Annotated in this window: 18 protein-coding genes; 1 reads left to right on the top strand and 17 read right to left on the bottom strand. The window is 44.5% G+C overall.

Annotated elements, in window-relative coordinates:
- Positions 1-72 precede the first annotated feature (72 nt).
- Positions 73-753: a sensor histidine kinase gene (locus DWV34_RS05695; protein ID WP_118475642.1), complete on the top strand. Its 681-nt coding sequence runs from the start codon at positions 73-75 to the stop codon at positions 751-753.
- Here DWV34_RS05695 and DWV34_RS05700 read toward each other — a convergent pair.
- The 17 genes from DWV34_RS05700 to DWV34_RS05780 form a co-directional block, all read right to left on the bottom strand.
- Complete coding sequence (locus DWV34_RS05700; protein ID WP_118475644.1) at positions 719-1,648, bottom strand: rhomboid family intramembrane serine protease; 930 nt, start codon at positions 1,646-1,648, stop codon at positions 719-721. The genes DWV34_RS05695 and DWV34_RS05700 overlap by 35 nt on opposite strands.
- Positions 1,649-1,688: 40 nt before the next feature.
- Complete coding sequence (locus DWV34_RS05705) at positions 1,689-2,843, bottom strand: DUF6382 domain-containing protein (RefSeq protein ID WP_118475646.1); 1,155 nt, start codon at positions 2,841-2,843, stop codon at positions 1,689-1,691.
- The gene (locus DWV34_RS05710; protein ID WP_009290025.1) at positions 2,836-3,243 is read right to left on the bottom strand and encodes a hypothetical protein; all 408 of its coding nucleotides are present in this window, start codon (positions 3,241-3,243) and stop codon (positions 2,836-2,838) included. The genes DWV34_RS05705 and DWV34_RS05710 overlap by 8 nt, the downstream gene beginning before the upstream one ends.
- A complete protein-coding gene (locus tag DWV34_RS05715; RefSeq protein WP_009290026.1) occupies positions 3,222-4,073 on the bottom strand; it encodes a TadE family protein in 852 nt (283 codons plus the stop codon). Before DWV34_RS05715 ends, DWV34_RS05710 begins: the two co-directional genes overlap by 22 nt.
- A gap of 27 nt (positions 4,074-4,100) precedes the next feature.
- Positions 4,101-5,555: a DUF5702 domain-containing protein gene (locus tag DWV34_RS05720; RefSeq protein ID WP_009290027.1), complete on the bottom strand. Its 1,455-nt coding sequence runs from the start codon at positions 5,553-5,555 to the stop codon at positions 4,101-4,103.
- Entirely contained in the window at positions 5,552-5,713 is a 162-nt protein-coding gene (locus DWV34_RS05725; protein ID WP_006568375.1) for a Flp1 family type IVb pilin, read from the bottom strand. The genes DWV34_RS05720 and DWV34_RS05725 overlap by 4 nt, the downstream gene beginning before the upstream one ends.
- Positions 5,714-5,728: 15 nt before the next feature.
- A complete protein-coding gene (locus tag DWV34_RS05730; protein WP_022260836.1) occupies positions 5,729-7,030 on the bottom strand; it encodes a type II secretion system F family protein in 1,302 nt (433 codons plus the stop codon).
- Between the two features lie 2 nt (positions 7,031-7,032).
- Positions 7,033-7,812: a type II secretion system F family protein gene (locus DWV34_RS05735; protein WP_009290029.1), complete on the bottom strand. Its 780-nt coding sequence runs from the start codon at positions 7,810-7,812 to the stop codon at positions 7,033-7,035.
- On the bottom strand, positions 7,757-8,989 hold the full coding sequence (locus DWV34_RS05740; RefSeq protein WP_118475648.1) for a CpaF family protein: 1,233 nt from the start codon (positions 8,987-8,989) through the stop codon (positions 7,757-7,759). The genes DWV34_RS05735 and DWV34_RS05740 overlap by 56 nt, the downstream gene beginning before the upstream one ends.
- Positions 8,968-9,825 (bottom strand): hypothetical protein, encoded by an 858-nt coding sequence (locus DWV34_RS05745; RefSeq protein ID WP_118475650.1) that lies wholly within the window; start codon positions 9,823-9,825, stop codon positions 8,968-8,970. The genes DWV34_RS05740 and DWV34_RS05745 overlap by 22 nt, the downstream gene beginning before the upstream one ends.
- Positions 9,822-10,319, bottom strand: coding sequence for a prepilin peptidase (locus DWV34_RS05750; RefSeq protein WP_009290033.1), 498 nt, complete (start codon positions 10,317-10,319; stop codon positions 9,822-9,824). The genes DWV34_RS05745 and DWV34_RS05750 overlap by 4 nt, the downstream gene beginning before the upstream one ends.
- Positions 10,320-10,356: 37 nt before the next feature.
- On the bottom strand, positions 10,357-11,073 hold the full coding sequence (locus DWV34_RS05755; protein ID WP_006568369.1) for a tryptophan synthase subunit alpha: 717 nt from the start codon (positions 11,071-11,073) through the stop codon (positions 10,357-10,359).
- Positions 11,074-12,354, bottom strand: coding sequence for a PTS ascorbate transporter subunit IIC (locus DWV34_RS05760; protein WP_118475652.1), 1,281 nt, complete (start codon positions 12,352-12,354; stop codon positions 11,074-11,076).
- A 25-nt stretch (positions 12,355-12,379) separates the two neighbouring features.
- Positions 12,380-12,655, bottom strand: a complete 276-nt coding sequence (locus tag DWV34_RS05765) for a PTS sugar transporter subunit IIB (protein ID WP_006568367.1) — start codon at positions 12,653-12,655, stop codon at positions 12,380-12,382.
- On the bottom strand, positions 12,649-14,724 hold the full coding sequence (locus tag DWV34_RS05770; protein WP_227032509.1) for a BglG family transcription antiterminator: 2,076 nt from the start codon (positions 14,722-14,724) through the stop codon (positions 12,649-12,651). Before DWV34_RS05770 ends, DWV34_RS05765 begins: the two co-directional genes overlap by 7 nt.
- Positions 14,725-14,927: 203 nt before the next feature.
- The gene (locus DWV34_RS05775; protein WP_009290037.1) at positions 14,928-15,194 is read right to left on the bottom strand and encodes a pro-sigmaK processing inhibitor BofA family protein; all 267 of its coding nucleotides are present in this window, start codon (positions 15,192-15,194) and stop codon (positions 14,928-14,930) included.
- 63 nt (positions 15,195-15,257) lie between these two features.
- On the bottom strand, positions 15,258-16,133 hold the full coding sequence (locus tag DWV34_RS05780) for a DUF1002 domain-containing protein (RefSeq protein ID WP_006568363.1): 876 nt from the start codon (positions 16,131-16,133) through the stop codon (positions 15,258-15,260).
- Between the last annotated feature and the right edge of the window lie 162 nt (positions 16,134-16,295).

The following is a 16,295-nucleotide window of genomic DNA, read 5'->3' on the forward strand; positions in this document are numbered from 1 at the left end:
CTTTTACACGAACTCCCATATAAACTTATAGTTGCCCCTGCATGAAATTTGTACATAGAAAGAAGCGTGAATATGAAGAATCAAAATAAACTGACAACATTTTCTCATGAATTAAAAAACTCTCTGACTTTAATTTACAGTCAGATTCAGTACATAGAGCAGACACACCCGGAGCTCTCACAGGACGTTTACTGGTCCGGCATGAAAGCTGATTTCTCCTCTGTCTTTGACATGGTCCGCCAAATGCTTTCCCCGGTATCCGATGCCTCAGCCACACTGGAGCCCGTGGACTTAAACGCACTCCTGGAAGAAATCAGATGTTCATGGAGTTTAAGGCTGAACGAGTGCAAAATCCGCTTTTCTGTCCAGACAGAGGATTCCTCTCCCTATTATGTCAAAGGATCCAAGACTAAATACCTTCAAATTTTCAACAACTTAATTTCCAATGGTGTCAACGCAATCTGCAGAAAAAAAGAGGCCTCAAGAGAGCCTCTGATTTCTGTCCATTTAAGCCGGGAAGGAGATTTTATTGTCTGCAGTCTTTCCGACACCGGAATCGGCATGACAAAAGAACAGCAGTCCCGCGCCTTTTACCGCGGTGTCTCTTTTGTGCCCAAAGGAAACGGTATCGGCCTATCCGTAGTCAGTGAAATTGCCAGGGAACTGGACATCTCTATCCACATGGATTCGGCCTTAAATCAGGGCACTACCTTCACCCTCATTTTCCCCTGTCTTGCCGATACAGCAAGATAGCAAAAAAAAATCCCCCGATGCAGCCCCCGATATGGGCTGCATTGTCAACTCCCATGGTAGAAAAGCCATGATACAGGCTTCCCGCGATCATAAGCGCGACTCCTCCTCCGTAAAATTCTTTTTGATAACCCCTGTTTTTAATTAAGATCCAAAGCATTGCACCAATAAGTCCGAAAATAGCTCCCGATGCACCGACAGATGCCACCATTTCTCCCATATTCATATAGTACACAGCGGAGACGATACTTCCGCACAGCCCGGCTCCCATATATAAGGCTACATATCTGGCCCTGCCGAAGATCGGTTCCAGTCTGCTGCCAATCAAAACAAAGACGATCATATTGTTAAACAGATGATCAAATCCATTGTGCAGGAAGTTGCTCGTAACCAAACGGTAAAGCTCCCCCTGTTTGAATGCATGCATCCATGTGAGCGCTCCCCAATTAAGGATCTCTGTGCTGGCAGCAGACCACAGATACATGAAAATATTGATCGTCAGTATAACAGCCGTAGCCTGGTAATCTTTCAGTTTTCTGAAGCGGAACTCTTCTGGCGGAGCCGATGACCGGTCTTTGCTGTCTGAGGCTGAAAGGATCATACAGACAGGATCATATAATTCCTCAAAAGCCCTGTCAGGATCCGTCCATGTGGATCTGCCCTGTTCTGAAAGAATCAGTACAAGAACCGATGCCTTCGGTCCAATATACTGCTTCAGTTCCTCATTCAGCGATCCGGTCTCCTCTGTAGTATAAAGGCTTCCGTCCGGTTTGTGTTCATAGGCAATAAATACTCCTTTTTTCCTTCCCCAATCTTCTTTTACATAACACGGGCCCAAAGGAGTCATTTCTTTTTGGTATCCTCTGATATTCAGTAAATTTAATATTCTCTGGTACATGATATTTCCTCCAATAGAAGCCTTTTCAACTCTATTGGAATTATACCATAAATTCAAATTCTTCTGTACCTGCTTTTATTATATCTCCGCTCTTTAATTCTGTTTCCTTCCACACTTTTTCACCATTTAAAAATGTTCCGTTTTTCGATCCCAGATCCCTGAGTATGTATCCCCCGCCCTCTGTCACTATTTGAAAGTGCCTCCGGCTCACGCCAGGCTGGGGCAGGCAGAGATCAACCCCTTCTTCCTGCCTCCCTGCAGTAAACTCAGCGCTATTTAGTTCTACTTCCGTATGTTCCGCTCCCAAAAGTCGCAAAACAGGCCCTTTCTCCCGGACTAAGAGCGCGGTTTCATCACACATTAGTACAGTCTCATCCGCAGGCTGCTCCTCAGCCTTTTCCGGTTTCTCTATGGTTTTTCTGCTGTTTTTTACTCCCGCCCACAGACATCCCGTATTTAGCGCAATCAGGAATCCTCCGATCACAATCCCTCTGAGATTTGGATAGGTCATTCCCTCATTCCATGCTCTGGCCGCAAAATAGGCGGCAGAAAACAGAAGCGGAATATACAGCATAGCCGAACAGACCTGCATCCTGCTGTTTTTCTTTCTCTTGCGATTAAAGGATTCTTCCTGCATAAATTCTTTTGTCCCCGGAAGCTCCTGTTCCATCTCATTCATTACCGGTTCAGGGGTTATAAATTGTTTCAGCCCGTCCAGTGACACAGGGGATTTTCTCAGCCTGTTGTGCAGTTCATAAAAAAATGTGACCTGGCTCCGGTTTCTATAATCCAGCCGGTCAATACAGGACTGTACAAACTCTCTGAGCTGCTCTGTAATGTCTGATCCGTTTCCCGGCACATAACAGAGAGCCGGCTTTCCGTCGAAAACATACACATGCCTCGGTGTCAAAATAAAATGATCCGGATTCAGCAGGTGCTCCTCCGCTTTTTCTATCACCGTGATCAGATCCATGAAAAAATTCCTGGCATCCAATTTTCCAATCTGGTCAATATATAAATCAGCCGAAACAAGATGAAAATAATAGGCCTCTTCATCTTCTGTTCTCCGCAGTTCACAGGGAAGGAGCCCTGTGATCATATGTGACAGAAGGACTTGTTCTTCATATACTTCTCCGTCTGTTTTAGGCACAACATAATAATGTTCAAATCCTTCCCGGACCCACTGTTCATTCAATCAAGCTCCACCTCCTGATCTTTTCTGTCTCTTTTGGAAGCATAAATTCCTGCTGTTCCGTGATCTTAAACAGCCGCAGTCCAAAAATTTCCACACTTCCCGCCGCCGGCACTCCAATTTCAGCCTGTACTTTGATTTTTCTCTTTTCCTTTGTCTCAGATACGCTGACAGAGCTCACCTTACCCAGCACGATCCTTCTTTCCAAATCCCGCCGCAGATCTGTTTCCTGATTCTTATCTTCCGTATGCAGCCCTGCCTCTTTTACAAGTCCCGATACAATACCCAGATCCATAATATAAAAGAAAAACGAAAACAGAAGAACAAGTAAAAAGCAGAGAACAGGTATGATCAGGCTTGCCTCCAATGTCATATATCCATCTATCTCCCGCATCTTTCGCATGGCTTCATCCCCTCTGCCTCACTTATCTTTTTCTTACTGACTGTTCTCTTTAAACCGCTGCATCCTAAATCCGTGTGATATGCATCTCCCTCTTTCGCGATAAATAAGATGGATATCTTCCCTTTATGGTATTTTGTGCAGCGTTCACATTCCCGGTATCTGGTTTTTCCTTCTATATATTTCTGCACATCTGAATCAGAAACAATGGACAGAGAAAGATGCGTACAATTTATGTCTTTGTGGTATACACTCTCATAGGGTGTTATATATACTTCCCCGCCGTCAGCTCCTTTCTGTCCCTCTGCATACCCGGTCATCGCTTTTTGTCTGATCTTCTGCTCGTAGTTTCCTGTAAACGGCGGAAGAAACGGAAGACGGTATACGATCCGATAGCGTGCCCTGATCTCATAGGCTTCGAGGTTTTCCTGAAACCGTGACCCTGTAAACAAAACGCCCTGCACACCTCCCGCAAGGGAGGAATGATTCAGCTTCTTTTGGTCCACAGCTGAAAGAAACTTCTGTTTCAGCAGCACGGTTCTCAAAGAAGGGATGTTCTTTTTGGCCAGCATATACTCATATACCGCTTCCTCCCTTGCAGCCTCTGTAATTCCGTGATATACCTGTCCGTGAATCCATAAGGTTTCACCGACCGAGGCCAGCGCCAGGAATAAGAATATAAAAACCGGAATCAGAAGGCTGGCCTCCAGCGTCATGCTTCCGCCGGAGGAGGAGAGCAGAGATGTCCTTTTGGATCGTCTGTATTCAGTTGATATTTTTATATTGTTGGCTGTTGGCTTGGAGAAATGTTTTCTTTTACAATCCAAGAACATCTCTGCTCCCCTCCTCCCGTTTCGACATTAATATTGTGATACTTCTATCATTGACCATTGATACCGCCCTGTGACCGGCAGTCTGACTCCCCCGAATCTGAACGGATGCAGACTCATGGTTGTCTCTGCCTCAAAGGAAACATAACAATCCTTCAGAGAAAACCCGGGGACTTTCCTCTTTATATTGTCCTCGATCACATCCATCATCCGCAGATATTTTTCCTGTTTTTCAGTCTGAAGGAATAATAATACCTGAAGATAATCTTTATAAGACAGTCCTTTCTTTACAGACTTTCTTCTGCCGGTGAGTGAGGAAAGACCCGCGAATTCCATCTGCCATGTGTCTTTGGATTTCCACAGAGGCACCTGTTTTCCTTCTGAAAGATTCCTCAGGTCAAGAATTGATTCTCCATAGGCCAGCGCTGCAAGCAGCAGATGCTTTGCCAGCTTGACAGCAGGTACAATTCCCGTAATCCCAAGAATTGAGGCCGCAAGCGCCTCTGCCTGTCCCTGTTTTACAGTATCGCCCTGAACATAAATCAAATTTGGCAGGAATCTCATTAAGAGAATCTTGGAAAACACCGAACCGAGATTTTCTTTTTCCGACTCCTTTCCGGAAATCAGGTATTCTGTCTCGTACTGCAGCCCCTTCTTCTTTTCTTTGGATGTATAGTTCCTGAAATATTTTACCCCGTAGGCTGTTCCCATAAGTTCTGCTTTTATGCCAGATGAAGATGCATCCTGCCCCCGGCCTTTTAAAGACTGACTTACGGATTCCGCCTGATAAAAATCAGGATTCTTTTCTTTCTTTGTATCCCTGTGTCCGTAGATGATCGGTACATTTTGCTCGGATACTTCGGCCTCTTTTCCCAAGACAACAGTCACGATGCCCTCCCTCAAAATCCTGACCAGGCCTTTTCTTGGATCTTTTGCTTTCACTGGCTTTTCTTTCTTTTTTTCTGACACCTCCGCTTCTTCCTCCTCTTTGGCTTTTCTGTCCGACTCATTGATGACCTCCCTTACCCGGGAAGCGTCCTCTTCTCCCGGCATCTTTAACACATTTTCTTTCAGCAGCCTGATACCGTCTTTTCCGAGTTCATATTTCATGAATTCTCCGATCTGTTCTCTCAGGATCTCACCTCTTTTGTCTGCCAGCGAAACTTTATTAGAAGTCTTCACAGAACCGGGATAAAAAGAAAACGGATCTCTGCTCTCTGTCAGATTGTATTTCAACGTCTCCGCAAGTTTCCCGTCCAGCTGTTTTCCATACCGCACATCCAGTCCAAACAGATGATATTGCTGCTCCAGCTCTTTTTGATAATTCCCCTTGGCACCTGCGAGGGCAGCCGTATAAGCTCCCTGGGCCTTCCCTTTGCCCAGATAGAGATAGGCCCCCTCCAGACACATGCTCAGCAGCAGCAAGACTATGAGAAACATAAGACTTGCATATACGGTCACACTGCCCTTCGTATTTGTTTTCATTGAACCTGGCCCGTCTTGGATGTGATCGTCTTAAAAATGTTCTGCACCACTCTCTTAATCTGTGTTTGGAAAATAATTACAAGTCCTATAAGGACGACAATGATCAAAATCACTTCTACCACACCCATGCCGCTCTCATCTTTCATAAACTCCTTCATAATAAATTCTCCTTTCTATGAAAATGATAAAAATGCAGGCACCATAAGCAGGGTAAGAATAACGATGAGCATAAGGATCATTGGCATCAGCAGCTTAGTGCTGGCCTCTTCCCCTTTGCGCCTGGCCGTTTCCTTCCGCTCTGAAAATGCCTCTGTCTCTTCCTCTTCAAGTCTGCTTAAAAGATCCCTTGTTCCTCTGAGCAGACTCTGGGACAGCAGGACTGACAGTTTCTTATAGCATGGCAGCTGAATGCTGCTTCCAAGTTCTCTGAGAGCCTGCGCCTGAGACATTCCGAGAGCGATCTTTTTATCTGCCTGCTGAAACTGCCGGTAAACAAACTTGGGATGATCTCTGTCAAAAGAAGATCCGATAGAATGGACTGCCCCCTGAATCGTCATTCCGGCTCCCAGAAGCAAAACAAAACGGCTGATAATTATAGGATACTCCTCCATCGTCTCTTTCACTGCCTTGGCTTTCTTCTGCTTCTGTCTTTCTTCCTCTGTGTACCACAGAAGCACGAGACAGAGGATGCCTATCGCGGCCAGTGCCGGAAGACGGCCATTCCCCTTATCCGCCTCTGTAATCTCGCTGCCGTTTATACTTGAAGGAATACGAAACGTATCTTTTCCTGCATTTTCTTTCTCAATCTGTTCTAATTTCTTTTTAATTCCGTCGATTTTCGTCCCCTTTTTATCGGCTTGTCCCGGAACCAGACGGACCGGAGTCATGATCATTTCTCTGTGCTCTCCGTATGAGAGAGAGGTATTCACTTTTATGATCACAGGTTCCTTTAAATCTTCGTTAAATACATTGCCTGCCTCATCGATCAGACTCAGATCCCCTGTATCCCAGCTGATTTTGACCTGATTTCCCGGAATCTGCTCCGGGAAATGAAGCCGGCCTTTCACTTCATTTAAAGACGGATTATCACCTTTCATATGTTTTTTCAGGTAACTTTTAGCCTTATCAAAGGCTTTCCTTTCTTCTTTTTCGGTGTATGCCTTAGGATGAATGATCAGATCATAGGATTCTTTTTCTTTGCCTGTATCAATATTCAGTTCCCGGTTTAATTCTTCTCCGTCTCTGTCCCTGTGAATGGAGATATCTTTTGCTCCCAGCCATTCCGACCCTGCCGCCAAAAAGATAACCCCGAGAAATACACATGCTGCGAGAAATACCTTTCTCCACTGTTCGGAAAGTGAACGCCAAACCTCTTTCTCCTGTTCCTCCCTGCTGCCGCAGAAGTAGCTGCGGATGTACTCCCTCCTGTTCCTGACAGCTGTCTCCGGCAGATGACGGACCCACTTTTCTATCAATGTTACACCTCGATTTCCACAATTTTTTTTGCCCACATTCCTGCAGCGACTAAAACAATCAGACAAACCGTCGACAATATCACGCCTCCCGGAGAATCGTATAAAACCTGAAAATATCCCGGGTTCATAAGACGCACATACAAAAGAATAAAAAACGGCATCACGGACATAATCTTCTGTTCCATTCTTTTGGCAGATACCATCGTAAGGATTTCTTCTTTGACCTGTATTTTCTGGTTCATATGCTCCACGGACTTTTTGATAATCTGGATCAGATTCCCTCCGTTTCTCTTGATAATCCACAGCACCTGTGCAAACTGCGATGCTTCATCCACACCAAGCCTTAAAGCCATCTTATCCATCAGCACTTCGATGGGCTGATTTACCTCCAGTCCCGCGCACACCAGCGAGAGTTCCTGTTCCAGCACACTTTTCTTATCTCCATTGACTGCTCTCATATCATCCCGAGCGGCCCTCACAGCGTTTTCCAGAGAGTATCCCGCGCTCAGACTGTTATAGACGGAGAGCAGCATCTCTTTAAATTCCAGCCTGGACTGTCTGATCCGCATCTTTCTCTCCTCCCTGGCCTGATACAGCATATATGGGAAACAAAACACTGCATATAAGATCCCGAGCCAGATCCGGTCATAAAAGAGATAGCATATGATAAAAAACAGAATCATTCCCTGCGCCGCTTTCAGCACAGCCTTTCGTATATTAAACACTTCAAGGATGTTTACCTCCTTGATTCTGCTGAGATAATAATTCTTTATAAGCTTCATACTGACCATACTCCCTAAGTTTTTTCGTATTGTGAAGTGATTCGGCAAAACAGAGCCCTTTTTTCTGATCAAAAATAAACAGTTTTGCAAGCTTCACCTGACCGTCGCAGATTCCAAGGACCTCATCAATCTCCATCAGCTTTCTGCTGCCGTCTCTGACTCTGCCGAGATGAATGATAATATCAATGGCAGATGCGATCTGTCCCCGTATAGCTGAAACCGGCATCTCCACCCCCATTAGAACCATCGTTTCCAGACGTCTCAACATGTCCTCAGGTCCGTTAGAGTGCCCGGTGGAAATGGACCCATCGTGTCCAGTATTCATGGCATTCAGCATCGACAAAGCTTCCTCTCCGCGCACTTCCCCCACGATGATACGGTCAGGCCTTGACCTGAGCGCTGCCTTGATCAGCTGTGCAATCGTGATCTGGTTCTCCCCGGCAATATTGGCATTTCTCATCTCCAGGCGGACCAGGTTCTCAATGCCATTGAGTTTCAGTTCCGCCGAGTCCTCTATCGTGATGATCCGTTCATCTTTCGGAATACAGTTTGACATTCCGTTCAGCAATGTTGTCTTTCCGCTTCCGGTGCCTCCTGAAATAAAGATGTTATATCTGGCCTTGACGAGAATCTCAAGAAACTGCTCCGTAAAATGTGTAAAGGCCCCTTTTTTCCGCAGCCATTCCATCGTCATAGGTTCCCCCGCAAACTTTCTGATCGTCATAGCGGCACCATTCAAAGAGACTGGCGGCAGCATTACATTGACCCTTGAGCCGTCGGGTAGCCTGGCATCTACTATGGGATTCGTCTCATTAACGATACGATTGGCCCCTGCCACGATCTGTTGGATCACCTGATACAGCTTCTCTTCGGAAGAAAACTTCTTATGACATCTCCTGAGTTTTCCGGCGATCTCAACAAATACATTTTGATATCCGTTGATCATGATCTCCGTGATTGAAGTATCGTCCAGCAGATCCTGGAGAATATCCAGTCTGCGCAGCGAGTTATAAACCTCTTTCAGCAGTTCGTACTTATACTTCAGCGGCAGATATCCTTCTTCTGACATCTGCTGCAGCTCTTCCTCTATCAATTCCAGAAGCTGCCTGTCGCTTATATCACAGATAAGGTCAGCTCTGTGAAGCACTCTTTCTTTTAATTTCTCTCTGCAGAACATTTCGTCCTGTCTGCTTGGTTCTGTGTCTCTGATAAATATACCTCCTTCCAGTGCAGTTTCGAAAGTACAGGGTGCTGTTTAGAAAGTTCTTTAAATCCCAAAAGCCTGGGATCTTCCATATCTTCTTCCCAAATCGGAAGATACAGACGGTCACAAAGCGAGAACAGTTCAAAATCATAAATACAGGCTGTGCTCATATCTAATACGGAAGATATTCCCGCTTCTTCCAGCCGCTGAAAAAACCACCGGTAATCTTCCCCGGACATGTCCTTATAGTCCATAAAACATCGGGCAGAGCCGATCCTTTTGACTCCGTCAGTGCCCGAGATCAGACTTTGCGCATAATCGATGATATTCTCCCTCCTGGCCTTCACCGCAAACAGAAGGTCCTCCATGCTCCTGTTTTGAACGCCATATCCGTAAGCTTCCATACCTAAATACAGTGCACTGCGTTTTACTGCGGTCTCAAGCGCAAATCCGGTACGTCTCAAATTATCAGAAGGAGAGTAGACACCTGTCACACCGCTTGATTCCAGGCCTTTTGGACTGAAAACTGCATATGCCTCCTTCACGATCTCCTTTGCACTTCCATATCGGCATGCCCCCTTTAAGGGCTCTTTCTTCAGATAGTAAACCGGTACTTTACTGTTGATCTGTGTTCCCTCCTCAAGAATCACACCTTTCACATCCTGACTGGCGATAAATTCCGTGAGCGCTTCTAAGGAAGCAAACGCCGCCGCTGTGAGAGGATACTCTTTCTGCCGGTTGATATACTCCATCAGCCGTTTTCCGTAAACAGCGTCTTCATCATAGATTCCGATAAAAATATGGCTCATAGGCACTCCTTCCAGGCACACAGCATCAGATACCCGATCATCACTGCCGCGGTAAAATGAATTTGATTTTTCTTTTTCTGAGGGGAATAAGACGGATACGTCATGAACTTTCTTTCATGGATACAGCCGGCCAGATAGGAATAGAAACAGACAAGACGCGGAATCAGACTTTTGTCAGATAACATCTGAAACAGAGAAAGAACACCTCCCGCGGCAAAAGATACCGCTGCAAGATAGATATTTAATCCTCCGAGGAACAATCCTGTGACCGCAAAGAGCTTGATATCTCCCGCGCCAAAGGCACCCATACAAAACAGCGGGTATAAGAAAACAACGGGGCACAGACACCCCAGCAGAATTTCCTGTATGCCGTAACCGCGAAACGGCAGGAGCGAAGCTCCAAGGATCAGTCCAAAAAAAATAAAATAATTCGGTATCCGGAACGTTGTAAAATCCCAGATCACGGCGGCTGTGAGATAAAATAATAATACCATAGGCCTCCCTCCTATGGTATTATTTTACAATTATTCTTTATGGTTGTAAAGCTGTTTTTTGTAAATAATTGTTTATTATGTTTATATATTTTTTACATTCCAAATATCCCTTCTCACTCATGATCCTCATAAAATGAGATCCGATGATCACTCCGTCTGCCCCATGGCTGCACACGGCATTCACGTCTTTCAGCGTCTTTATGCCAAATCCCACATAGACAGGCAGGTTTGTATTTTTCTTTAAAAAGTGAACGGTCCTTTTATATCCGTCCGGCAGACATGAAAAAGATCCCGTCTTCCCATTTCCGCTCATGACATATGCAAAGTTTTTATTCTCGGCCAATAGACTGAGCATTTGCACTTCCGTCATAGTTTCATTATATATCTGAACCGGTCTCATCCCGGTATCTGCCCTTATCACTTCGTCCACACATAAAATGCCGTCGTATAAATTTTTGTCCAGTTCAGATAAACAGAACCTTTCCATCCCCTCCTTATACGTCATCAGTATGATGCAGAATTTATAATCCCTCCGTATTCTCTGAAGCCACCTTATGATCTTTTTTTGTCCAATTCCCGAATCGAGCACCTTCTTATGGCTTTGCCTGATCAGATCACCGTCCACAAATGGGTTCCCAACAGGAATCCCCAATTCCAAAACAGGAACTTTTTCCTCATCCAGCATATCCAGCATTCGAAAAAAAGTATTTTCATCAGGGTAGCCGATGGTCATATACAATACAAGATCTTTCATTTAAATGCCTCCCAGAAGTTTTAAAACTCCTCCTAAAAGCGGCCCGTATAAACAATAGTCAGTCTCACTTAATATCCTCATGATCGGAGCATAGGTTCCGATCATCGGAAGCAGAAGTGCCTGACCTATGATCAGGATGAGTCCGTTCAAAAACGAACCTGCAAACGCACCCCGGATTCCGCCTGTGGAATTCCCGAAAATAGCCGTGACTGCCCCTGTAAAAAATGTAGGGATCAGAGCCGGAAATACGACGACCGGATAATTGACTGCTCCTAAGATTCCCATGCCGATAAATCCTGCGGCCAGGCTCACCAGAAATCCAAAAATAACGGAAGTCGGATAATTGGGAAACAGCAGCGGCACATCCAGTCCGGGAACTGCGTTTGGAATTACTTTGTCTGCAATTCCATGGAATGCAGGGATAATTTCTGATAAAAGCATTCTGACACCCGTGATGATCACCGTAATCCAGAGTCCAAACTGTAATCCGTTCAGCAGGGAAAAGCTGATAATATCCCTGCCTTCGCTGACCTGCTGCACAACCCATCCCGGCCCGCTGATCAGAGAAATCACGAAAAACATCAAAGTCATTACGACGGTAAGTGCGATCGTCATTTCCCGCAGGAAATTTAATTTCTTCGGTATTTTAATATCTTCTAAATCCTTTTCTTTATTGCCCACGAGTCCGCCGATCTTTGCAGCCAGCCAGATACCGCAGGAACTGGAATGCGCAAGGGTAAATCCTTCTCCTCCCTTAATATTTTTCATCAGAGGTGCCACATAGGCACATGTAAAGGTCATATAGCTCCCTAACAGAACGGCGCCTAACAGAACTAACGGTATAAAACTTAAATTTGTCCCAAATTTTAATGCCGCCGCAATCAGTCCGGAAAAGAAAAATGAGACATGGGCAGAAAGATGTACATACTTAAATTTCGTAATACTCGCCAGCAAAATGTTCATTAAAAATCCAAGGGCAAAGATCAAGGCCATCTCACTGCCTATGTCTCCAAGGCTTTCTGCCTGTGCAGCCCCCAGATCCTGTACTTTTACCTGAAGACGGAATACTTTTATGAGCATGGGCTGAAGAGGAAGCAGTGCAGCCCCAAGCGTCTGTCCTCCTGTATTGATCAGCAAGAATCCAATCATTGTCTTAACCGTGCTCGCAATGATTTTAGACATCTCCGTTTTTTGCACGAGCATTCCCAGAAAAACGACCATTCCTATGACAAACACCGCCTGATTAAAGACGTTGTTGATCAGGTACATTAATATATCCATATTTTATCCTTTCTCTAATCACTGCCTAGATTTCTTTTATTGTTCTTAAAAGCTGTTCTTTCAAATATGCTTTGTCCATCATATTATCGATCCTCACAATCTTTGCTCTTGACGCATGAAGAAGGTCTGCAAAATCAGACGTGGTGATCACAATGTCAAAGGCATCGGGATTGACAGAACCAATGTCTGCCGCCTCCACATTTGCTTCGATTCCTTCTTCCGATAAACTCTGCTGCGCATACAAACGCATCATCATGCTGCTTCCCACTCCTGCTCCGCACACTGTCACAATATTCAACATAAGGCTGCTCCTTTCTTTACAACATCCATGATCTCTTTGGGCGATCCGGCCTTTAAGATTAATTCTATTTTCTCCTTGTCGTTTAGTATTTCCACCAGCTCCGAGAGCGCTGTCAGATGTGTCTGGTGGTCGACTGCACAAAGGCCTATAACAATTTTCACGGGATCATTGACCTTGTGGCCGAATACGACCGGCTCCTTTAATGTCATAAGGCTGATCCCGATCTTGTTCGCACCGCATTCAGGCCTTGCATGAGGCATGGCGATTCCGGGCGCAATCACGATATAAGTGCCGTTTTCCTTCACATTTTGAATCATCGCGTCTATGTACCTCTCCTCCGCAAACCCCTGGCTGCATAATAGCCGTCCGCTCTCTCTCACCGCTTCATCTCTGGTTTTCATTTCTGCATTTGTCTCAATCAAGTCTTCATTTAACACTTCTATCAACATTGGATCTCTGTCCTTTCCTGTCGTAATTAACTCTGTAGTTTCGGATTTAAAATACTGTTCAAGTTCTCTCTTCAATCCTCCTTCATCCCGGATCATTCCATGACGTTTCATAATCTCCAAAATCTTGTCTACACTGATTTTTGTGTCGATGGAACCGAGCAGTTCACTCAGCCGGGCCATATCATTTTCACTGAGAACCGGGCTGACTTTTATGATCTTTACATTGTCGCGGATCAGTTCCACCGTGGAAATGATCAGATCGACTTCCTGACTCTCTAAAATATCATCCACCTTTCTGGCCGGAAACGCCCCAAGCAGGGAAATTTGAAATCTGCTTTTCAGCTGGGACAAGAGCATCTGTGATGTGCTTGTTCCCGTGCTGCATACCACCATGACCCGGGGAATCCTTTTCTTTTTCTTCTTCTGCCTCTCCAGTGCTGCCGCAAAACAGATCGTCAGAAATGAGACCTCTTCTTCGGGAAATAAGATTCCCAGGTCCCGTTCTGCCAGACAAATCTGTTCCATTACCTTTTCATGAATGAATCTAAAATTTTCTATGACATATTCATACATCGGATTGTCAGCAGGCATGCCGCAGAGAATTCTGTAATACGCCGGCCTCAAATGTGCCAGCAGTCCATAAAACAGCTGGCGGTCCTGCATCAGTTCTGCACCGAGTTCTTCTTCCATGGCCTTGATAAATTTTCTGACTACGATCTGGAGAGGCAGCCATTGGTTCACAATTTTGCCGAAATTTTTTTCATCCTGCAGACTGCTCGCAATAAAAAGTGACGAAAGATACGCTTTTTCCTTTTCCGAAAAGAAAACACCGAATTTTTTCTCAAGTTCCCTTCCCCTTCTTGAAATGATCTGATATTCGTTTGATTCTTCCAAACCGGGATATAGAAAGTCTTCCTCTATCTCTCTGCCATTTCTGATCCTATATAAAGAAAATCCGAGAGAAAAGACAATCCGGCTGTAAGCTTCATCAGAAAGCCTTGTTTGAAGCTCTTCTTCCAGCTCAGAGACAGTTTGAATCAGCTTTAGCGCTTCGTCTTTTCCTATGACTGTGCCCCATAATTTCGGCTCGTTGATCAAATTCTTCCCCTGTCTTTCTTCCGTAAGACACGCAGTCCATGCAGCTCTTACGGAGTGTTCTTCTCCTTCAATGCAGATCCCTCTGTATGGATAAGTCACCAATTTAAGCTCATGTCCGCTCATCCATCCCTTTACTTTTTTCAGATCATTGACAATCGTATTCCTTGAATATTGAAAATGATTGGAAATCTCATCAATAGTAATATAATCAAGGCATTCCAAAAGATAACGAGTGATCTTAATGCTTCGTTCCCTGGGAGAAATATTTTGGTCTTCCCCGCTCCATATCATTTTCTGAAGTCTCCTTTTTTCTTGATTATCCAGGCGAAGCATAATGCCCTTGTTTTTTTCTCTGTTCAAATTGATAAAACCGTTTTCACAAAGAAAATCACCGATCCGATTCAAGTCATTATAAGCAGTCCTCATACTGATGGAAAATCTCCGCGAAAGATCTCTCACCGTGATGTATTGATCGTCATTTTGAATTAAGAATAAGAAAATAGTTTTTAATCGATTATTCACCCTTTCTCCCTCCTTAAACCCATTATAAGATTGTATGAAAATCTGCGCAAAACCAAATATTTTCAAGATGAACTGCAGAGATCTGAACACCAAAAAACTGCACCTTCCAGTGCAGTTTTTTACAGCAAAAATCATTTAAATTAGTTTTCTACATGATTAGCGTGAGGCATTCTAAGAGCCGAACGGAAATCGTGTGGAAAATGTCATACAATGCATCCCAGCACATAAAGCACGACGACACCGGGCAGTCCCAGGAGTGCTCCCGTTCCTATAGAAGCTATGTTTAAATCTACAGGTGCATGAATTCCGTTTTTCTGGCAATAGATGTGTATAAAAAATATAAGAGCCGAGCAGAACCCTCCCCTGGCCAGCAGGACCAGGAGATAGGACGGCCTCTTTAAGATTCCATAAAGCACACAGAGGCCGCAGCCACCCACCATTATGTATAAAAGCATCTGATTCTGATCCATAAAAAATCCCTCCTTATGTCCAATATATGTAGACATAAAGAGGGTTAATCCAAATTTTTGTGATTAGCTGAAAATTCCTTTAATGGTATCTACGAATCCCGAAAACCAGCTTTTCACCTTCTCAAAAAATCCGCTGTCGTTAAGTTTATTATATATATCTTTTGCCTGTTCCTTCAGCTGATCCACATTTAAATTAAGGTCTGAGATCTTATCCATCAGCTCCTGAATCTTCTGCCGGTCTGCATCGGAAAGATTGATCTCCAAATCCTTCGCAGACTCATCGATGGCTTCCCCGATTTCTGCCGGAGTCTTTAGATTATCCTCGGCAACCTTTTGTTTTACATCAGCGATCAGCTTTTCTGCATCTTCTTTTCCGATGCTCTCAGACACCTCACCGGTTGTGATCAATTCGTCGGTTGCAGCATCCTTGCTCTTTTCCGGAATCTTTTTTCCTGTCATCTGCTCGTAAGACTTCATGACTCCCACCAGCGCCGCAGTACCGGATATTTTAAACGGTCCGGCCACCTTTACCTCTGCGTCTTTGATCCCCGCAGTGACAAGGGCATTTTTATACATTCCTTCCGTACAGTATGTAATGTTTTCTGTGGTAACATTGACACCGCTTCCGCCGTCGGTCTTTTTAACTGTGACAGAAGATAAGGCCCTGCTGCCTATGACCTTGCTTGAAAGATAATCGCCCAGATAATCATGTTCCTCTTTATTTGTAACTGTAATCAACGTATAATCGCTTGTGTTGCTCACCCCGAGCAGTTCCAGTACTGTCTGTTTTTCTTTTGAACTGAGATCTGCCCCTAATGCCAGATACTGATCGCTGTCTACACTGTCCGCTTTCACAAACTTAGACGGCCCCCATGAAAATGTCATAACCGCAGCCAAAGCCAGGGCTGCCGCCCTGAATAAAACTTTTCTTTTTCCCATCTTGATTTTCCTCCGTAAATTATTCTTACCTGCTTAGTGTAACATATCAGTCTCTTATAAATAGCAATAAAAAGCTTATTTTTTTCTTACACTTTTGTTCACAGTTTGTTCATAATCCTATCAAATTCCCCTCACATTTTCTGCTTATACTAAAACCATAGT

The organism is Anaerostipes sp. AF04-45 (assembly GCF_003461725.1).
GTDB lineage: Bacteria > Bacillota > Clostridia > Lachnospirales > Lachnospiraceae > Anaerostipes > Anaerostipes caccae.